This is a genomic window from Rhizobium sp. J15 (assembly GCF_002531825.1).
Taxonomy (GTDB): domain Bacteria; phylum Pseudomonadota; class Alphaproteobacteria; order Rhizobiales; family Rhizobiaceae; genus Rhizobium.
In genome coordinates this window covers 1-7,533 of sequence record NZ_NWSX01000086.1, presented here as the reverse complement: position 1 = coordinate 7,533, position 7,533 = coordinate 1, and the positions used below count along the sequence as shown (strand labels likewise).

The 7,533-nt window shown below is 54.7% G+C and carries 6 protein-coding genes; 3 read left to right on the top strand and 3 right to left on the bottom strand.

All coding sequences use genetic code 11. The features are described from left to right. Positions 1–414: 414 nt before the first annotated feature. Positions 415–876, bottom strand: coding sequence for a hypothetical protein (locus tag CO670_RS32100; RefSeq protein ID WP_097594041.1), 462 nt, complete (start codon positions 874–876; stop codon positions 415–417). A 178-nt stretch (positions 877–1,054) separates the two neighbouring features. Between CO670_RS32100 and CO670_RS32095 the strand changes: the two genes are divergently transcribed. After that, positions 1,055–1,507, top strand: coding sequence for a hypothetical protein (locus tag CO670_RS32095; protein ID WP_141502461.1), 453 nt, complete (start codon positions 1,055–1,057; stop codon positions 1,505–1,507). 260 nt (positions 1,508–1,767) lie between these two features. Here the strand turns inward: CO670_RS32095 and CO670_RS32090 are convergent, their stop codons facing one another. Further along, on the bottom strand, positions 1,768–2,325 hold the full coding sequence (locus tag CO670_RS32090) for a hypothetical protein (protein WP_097594038.1): 558 nt from the start codon (positions 2,323–2,325) through the stop codon (positions 1,768–1,770). A 280-nt stretch (positions 2,326–2,605) separates the two neighbouring features. Here CO670_RS32090 and CO670_RS32085 point away from each other — a divergent pair, with 280 nt between their 5' ends. Continuing rightward, the gene (locus tag CO670_RS32085; protein WP_097594037.1) at positions 2,606–3,274 is read left to right on the top strand and encodes a hypothetical protein; all 669 of its coding nucleotides are present in this window, start codon (positions 2,606–2,608) and stop codon (positions 3,272–3,274) included. Between the two features lie 1,787 nt (positions 3,275–5,061). On the opposite strand, the gene CO670_RS32080 is transcribed toward CO670_RS32085, so the two are convergent. Continuing rightward, entirely contained in the window at positions 5,062–5,265 is a 204-nt protein-coding gene (locus tag CO670_RS32080; RefSeq protein ID WP_097594036.1) for a hypothetical protein, read from the bottom strand. A 206-nt stretch (positions 5,266–5,471) separates the two neighbouring features. On the opposite strand from CO670_RS32080, the gene CO670_RS32075 reads away from it, so the two are divergent. Then, on the top strand, positions 5,472–7,533 hold a 2,062-nt coding region (locus CO670_RS32075), incomplete at its 3' end, for a calcium-binding protein (RefSeq protein ID WP_141502459.1).

The following is a 7,533-nucleotide window of genomic DNA, read 5'->3' as shown; positions in this document are numbered from 1 at the left end:
ATCTCGGAAGCAGCCGAAACCATGCACAAGGAATATTGGGGCGCTATCAATCGACTGGTTGGCGTTCTCAAGAGATAAAGGTTAGGCCCGCTCAAAAGGCAGGCCATATGACAACGCCCATTGGCTGGCCCGCTGGGCCTAAGTTTTGTCTGACTCAGCTCTTCACGCTTTCTGGACTTAGTTCGCAATCATGGCGGCCAATGCTGACTTGTCCTGCGGAAGAAAGCGACTATGGTGCTGTTGCACGACATCAGGCGCACTTACGCGCGAGAAACGTGCAGGTCGCCAGTTCGTATCCCATTCAAGGCGAAATAGGTGCATGCCTATGGCAGCTTCGCGCCTTAATTCCAGCCATTCACCCGGCCTGGGACGAGAAGTCGGGCTTTTCTCTCGATACGGAGCAAAGACACCCGCTCACTCGAACAATTGCGACACCGACACTTGCCGGATGCGCAGTTCGTCCGAGGTGAAGCTCAGAAGCATCCGCTTGTCTCCAAGCACCCAGCGATCGTTTTTCAAACTACCACCGCTGCTCCATTCCGGCTCCCCGAACTTTGCTCGCGCCTGCTCGCGGGTCATGGTCATATCGAGATCGAAAGGCGTTCCATCGATCGGTCTTCCTGCTTCCTCCGGAATAACGAAGAATGTACGCAGAACCAACTCCCCTTCCGCAAAGCGCTTCCCGTTCGGCAACTCGCTTCCGAGAGTAAAGAGCAGTTCAATCTGTTGACCGGGGACCTCAACGTTCGTTTCCTTCTCGCCGCGTGGCGGCCGCTTGAGCGGGAGCGTCGCACCCAGCGACTTCAAGTAGTCCACTAGCGCTGCGTCGGTTTCCGACTTTCCCAGCAATGCCAGCGCGCCCTTGTAGATTGCCATGCAGCAGCTCCAATGCTTACTTGCGACGATTCCTATGAGAATCGGTACAGGGACGCCGCGAAGACGCTGTCCATAATGAGCAACGACGATTGGGACAAGTGGCTCAAGAAGATGATCCGGAACAATTCAGAGGGCAAGTGAAAGCATGAATGCAGATCGACTGTTTACGCTGGTCGGAATGACCAATACCGACAACGACGTGATCGAGGCGATCAAGGCCAATGGTGGATCGATCGATACCCTCTCTCCGAAGAAGCTCAAGGAGTTGACGACGGATTTCGTTCAGCTCATTGACCTCGGTGTCGCGCTCGCATTCACGCCGAAGGAGTTCTTCTCCCGCAACTATCGAGACCCGCTTGGATCCGGCCCTTATGCAATGAGTGGCGTCTTCTACTATCCCAACGGCTCGGCGACGGTATCCGCATATCTGGGATCCATTCCACTCTCTTCCGGTCCCGTTGGCAGTCGGGAGGAGGCGCTCGCCGCCTTCGGTGAACCTCAGGAAACCGAGGAGGAGGATGGCGATGTGTATTGGGACATTTGGATGAAGGATGGTCGGCAGGTGAAGGTCGATTACAACGACGAGTTGACTGTAAAAACCGTTCTCGTGTCGTTCCCAATGAAAGATTGAAAGCCCGATTTTTAATGAATGGAGTCTGTGATTGGCCCCAGGACGAATTGGCGAGAGTCTCAAGGTCCGCGTGCGATAGCGCCACTGAAACTGGACCGAACGAAAACCTCGGCGCACGGAGCAGGCGTGGCCTCCAACAAGCGGATAGTTTGAGTTCGATCGACATCACGCCCAGGCGGGCCTTCCGGATTCTGCCGAAGTTGATCCAAAACTGCCGATGAGCAACGCGAGAACACCCAAATACGTTTCGTGGGCGAAAATCATGGAGTTTCGGGCAGCTGAGGAAAATCCGCCGACATCACCATGACCGAAAAATTGTGCTTGAATTCGTGGTCTCCTACGTAGGTTCGTGCAATCTTGCCGGACCAGGTGATCTTGAAGCGGCTGGAATTGCTGATCCGGTCGAACCTGATTTTGTGTTTGGCAACCGTATCATGGCCGAGCAGGTATATCTGAAACGCGAAATCATTCCGGTCTGTTATCGTTTCCGGGTGGGGGTCTATCAGCAATTCGAGGCCATCCAGAAACTCCGGTGTATATTCATGCTTGGAGCAGATCCTAAAGCCGCCAATGTGCCAGTCGTCCGACGATAATATGCAGGATTGATAGTTTTCCCAAGAGTATGGCGCGTCCCCGTCGCTGGTGTAGTTCGAGCTTTCCTTATCCTTTATATCGCGCTCTGAATTGTAATTCGCTGACTCGAGATGAATGTCGAACCATACATCTCCGTCGATCTCTTTTGCTGACCACAAAAACTCTACGATTGAATGTCCCTCTGGCCAAGGATTACCTTCGAAGTAGATCCTGTTCGATTGCATGCCTGTTTGTCCTCTTGGAAGGTATCACTGCGGGCAAAAAGACGGCCATCCAAAAGGGCAAAACTGCCCGAGACTCGTCCACATCAATCGCAGGGTTTGTAGCGTTCAGGCGAAACGAGTCAACACAATGGTCGCCACCGTCCCGTGACTGTGACTGTCGCAGACCCAGTCAAGGATTTTCGCTTAGCGATTGAAACTTCCCTGCCTATGGATATGAATTGCGGATAGCGGCCCGACATCTCCCGATCCACTGCGGAACAACGACGAGCAATAATCACACATGCGCCATCTGCTGTTTGCGACAGTACTTTTGGTCGGTTCCACCACCCATCCGCCGACTGCCGCGACAAATGCCACGGAGCTGCGGAATATTTTGAGTAGTTCCGCGACCGCCGCTACGTCGACCGAAATCCAGATCGAGAGCGGCTGTGGGCCGGCAGGTTGCGTGATCGAAGTCGAGCAACTGCGAATCCAACGTGATAAGGGTTTCTTCGAGCACGACGGCAAGCCACTCCTGCTGATCGAACACAAGCCGACAGTTCGATGGCTGCTGCCTGAGATGGATTGGACGCCAATCGCCGCTTACAAGATCGATACAGGCGGGCAGCGCTGGGGCACATGCCTGGAGTTCGCGCACCGCGGTATCGGCAAAAGTGGTGTGTATCAGCGGTGGTCAAGTGTCGTGCTGGTGCCGTTTCATGGTGGCAAACCTGTAGATGTAGCGCACCGCTTTGTCGGCTATTGGACCGGGTGCGACTCTCTCCAAATGGGAGAGAAACCCCATCAAGTCGTGTTGCCGCTCGTCGAGCCGGCTGCGACCGGCGTGTCACCGTCGCTGCGCATCAGTCAATATCTGTGCAATGCGCAAGGTTGTGAGCGGCATGAAGATCCGCGGCAAGTGCACGGGGATCCGACCGGGGAAACCGGGGTGTTATCGATCGATGGCTGACGCCGAGGTCTGTCGTTGCCCCCAAAATACCGGACAGGATCAGGTTGGGGTAGTTTGATTGGCCTGCCTCACTCGCTCGGAGATTTCATTGATCATGTCCTCATCGCCAGTAATGGAAAGGCCAATATAGCTTTCTGCCTCTATAATGATTTCTTGTCCGGCCAATCGCGCCTGAACGGTCTCAATTTCCTGCGAACCCGCAACGGACCAATTCCGGCTTTGAGGATTTTTGGGTGTTTGACGCTCATTTGGGTGCTAGTCGGCACGTTCGCGCAAGCACAGGAACAAATGGACAGCATCGTTCTATCGGTGTCACCGAGATCGGTCCGGTGGGCCGATGTTTTGAAAGGTACAAGTTCGACGCTGGATGCCCAATTTCCACATTCAGGTTTTTAGAAGAAGTAAGGTACGGACCTTGGGCGTTCAGGAAGTTGGCTACTCATCTCGTCGTCACGCTCAAGGCCTTGGCGGCCAGTCGGGCGCTCGGCCGCACTAGGACACGATCCGGGCCTCTCAAACCGGCTTCCAAACACGCCGTTAATAACTGAGCGCTAAGGATAATGTAAAGCATGCAGCCCGTTGAGTTTCAGCGGTTCGGCGGTTTGGGTTCGAGTCCTTTCAAGGCGATGAGGAACATGAAGTCTACGTCCTCAAGAATGGGATTTAAGCGCCCGGTTAAACCGATTCCAGGCGTGGGATGGCATTCCCCGTATCTGCGGTGCTAGTATCAACTTCGGCGTGAAGGGGTTTGGCTTTTGTTGCGTGCGATTGTTTTGCTTCTGGTCAGAGCTTTTGCGACGCCGATCTACGGTCAAGGTTCAGCGGAACTTGGACCCAATGCAAATGAGCATCCTTTCCAGTGTGGAGCGGCCTTTGCGATTGGCCGCTTTTCGGCCACTTAGTTCCCCGTGACCAAATCTCTCGTCGACCGATGGAGAAGACAGGCACAATGCTATCTGCATTAGGCAGGCGAATGATTTTCTTGTCGCAGTAGGAGGTGCGCAATGACCTACAAGACTGGCTCCATTGCCACTGTCTGCCCACGATGCGGCAAACCCGCGCTACAATCCCCAAGCAAGGGGATTTGGTGCGTTCACTGCAAAAACGGATCAAAGAAGTAGAAGACAGCGCTTGTTCACGATCGAGCGTTAGCTTTCAGCTTTGGCACGGACACGCGACCTCTGGAGGTCACGCCGCTTGAGCGTCTGCCGCTGGCGACGTTCAATTCCATGGAAGCAGTTGCTCCAACCTCGCCGGAGAAGGTGGCCAAGGCTTCGGACCGTCAACAACGGAAATTGGTTCGATGCGTGGCTGAACTCTCAGCATTGACGCAGTGGAGTCCGCGAGGTGCCTGGGCGAGTTCCAATATGGCCGTACTCTGGGCTGAGCGCCTGCGCCCGACGAAGCCAAACCATGGCGGACACCAAGCAGCAGCGCTGCTTGGCTGACGGACATAATTGACTATGCCAGGCGTATGTTGACCAACCGCCCAACGGCGTCAGAGAGCTGAGGAAGGTGTTTACGGGAATTGGCGACGGACTATGGCCACCTCCAGCGCAGGCCGTTTCCAGAAACGGCTGGGGATATCCGGTTCTGAACTAGGCTGTGCACAGATCTCATTTCCCGTTGAGGATACTCTGCGGAGGGCCTCCTCAGCTGCGCATCTTGCAAAGCCGGGACTGCCATCCCTCGCAACCGCTGATCCCTCGTATGTGCTCTCGTGAACCGCTTAACTTCCGGAAGTTGCGAAGTCTTTAGTTAACAGCAATTTAAATACGCTAAATCAGCTATTTCTCACTCCTATCCTTGCCGAAACGCCGAACCAAGTTTCGCTCATAATCCGGATTGATGACGCGAATGAGTATATGCGCAGCCAGTGCGAAAAAGACCATAAAAATACAGTACGCCCAATGGCCGCCGCCAAAAAAAAGGAAATCTACAACCACCGCCACGGTGAAGGAGATCACCAAGAGCAAAGTGTATCCAAGCATTTCTTTCTCCCTTTAGTTTTGTAACCATTGACATAAGCAGACAGATTTTGCAACCATGAGGCGTTTCGAGATCGTGAGGTTAGTCTATGTCTGAATGGGTTCCGCCTACAGTAGGGGTCACTCGTGGGGGGTACGTACCTGATTTTATTCCGCTGCCGCCAAAGAAAGGTGATGTTGGTCACGATGCAATGACAGGGGCCGGCGCAATGGTCGGACTGACGTTCGGGGGGGCGGCGGGCGCGTTCATCGGAGGCGCGGCGGGAGCGGCAATTGGTGGGGTTGCCGGAGCTTTCCTCGGACCCGGAGGCGCAGCTGCGGGCGCCGTGTTTGGTGGTCGCGTCGGCGGGGCGGTCGGTACGATTTTGGGCGGCACTGGAGGGCAAGTGGCAGGCGCTTGGGCGGGCCATTGGGTGGGCGACTTCTTCTTTCCTGACGCAGATCCTCAAGGCGCATATCTACCAGATACTCCGCCGTGGCCGATTGACCCGTTGATACTAGATCTTGGCGGTGAAGGTTTCACCCTGGAAAGCATCCAAAATACCTCGGCGCACTTCGACTTCCAACTGGATGGATTCGCCGAAAGCACGGGTTGGATCGCCGGTGCTACCGCGTTGCTTGTAAATGACAGGAATCAAAATGACACTGCTGATTCGGCAGCTGAGCTGATCGGAGGTCCGAATCAAGAAGGATTTGACGCGCTCGCGGACCTCGACACAAACCGGGACGGGATCGTCGATTCTCTAGATGCTCAATACGCTTCCTTGCGGGTCTGGCTTGACGCCGACGGAGACGGAAATAGCGATGCCGGGGAGCTTCATCTGCTTTCCGATTTCGACATCTCGGGGATCGAGACATCGAAGACGTCGAGCTCCATAGTCGAAAATGGCAACACGATCGCGTATTTGGGAAGCTTTGTACGAACGGATGGTTCCCGCGGCGAAGCTGGCTCTGTTCTATTCCAGACGAATCCAGCTTTCTCCGTATACGAGCCTCCGAACAACTTCGAGTTGGCAGACGATGTCTACGGATTGCCCAATCTATTTGGTTACGGCACGCTGAAATCGCTTGCTGTTGCTATGACAGACGACGCGGGGCTCAAGGAATTTGTGTCACAATTGGCGCTCGATGCTCAAGCGATGAGTTTCGCCGAATTCAGGACATCTGTTGAAGCCCTGATTTTGAAGTGGGCGGAGGTGGAGGATGTCGATCGTTCCAGCAGGGGAAGCTATGTGAACGCTCAGCATCTTGCTGTGATCGAGAAAACGGTTGGGCACAGCTACTTTGACGGCGGCAACCCAGACTATAGATCAGGGCTTTCCCTCGAAGAAGATTTTGCGCATTTTATCGATAATATTGCTTTGAGGTTGATGATCCAAATTCCGACTTCAAAGTATTACTTGATTCGGGATAATTTTGCCGACGACGCGTCTGCGATTGTTGCATCCTTTGGGAAGTTTGCACCATTCTCGTCACGATTCATCATTTCACACATGGACACGGTGGACCCCGTCGAGTTTTTCACTCCTTCTGGCAGTGAGGTGCAACTTGAATGGACCTCATCGAGCGCGCCCATTATCAGATCGTTCGTCGGTGAACTCATGACCTGGGCCAAGACCGCACACGAAGAGAGTGGAGCTGAGATTATCGATCTCTTGGCATTCGCAGCGGTCTTGCGCAATGCAAATATTATTGAAGAAAGCGAGTTCTTGACAATTGCGATTTCGGAGGCCGAGCGAGTATTCGCGGGCGATAGGTTGCAGATTTTTGTCGCATTGCATTCTGTGACTGGAGATATACTCACAAATGGTGACGAGAGCGCCGAATTGACAGGGACCGACCGCTCGGATGCCGTTTGGGGCTATCGCGGTGACGATGTGCTAATTGGGGCTGCAGGCAATGACACTTACGTCTACGCCCGTGGCGACGGTTTCGACACCATCACCGAGGGACCGGACGCCGGCAATGCCGACCGGCTGGTGTTCACCGACATCAACCCTGGCAGCGTGACGCTGGTGCGCAACGGCAACGACGTGACGCTTGTCATCGCCGAGAGTGCGCCGGGTGCCGGCGATGGAGGCTCGGTCCTGTTGAAGGATACCCTCGACGACTATTATGGCCGCGGCACCGACAGCATTGTCTTTGCCGACGGCACGACGTGGGATCGGAACTATCTGCGAACCGCGCTGCTGGCCCAGGCCAGCACGTCCGGCAACGACACGATCATCGGCTTCAACGTCGCCGACGTCATCAATGCCGGGGACGGCAATG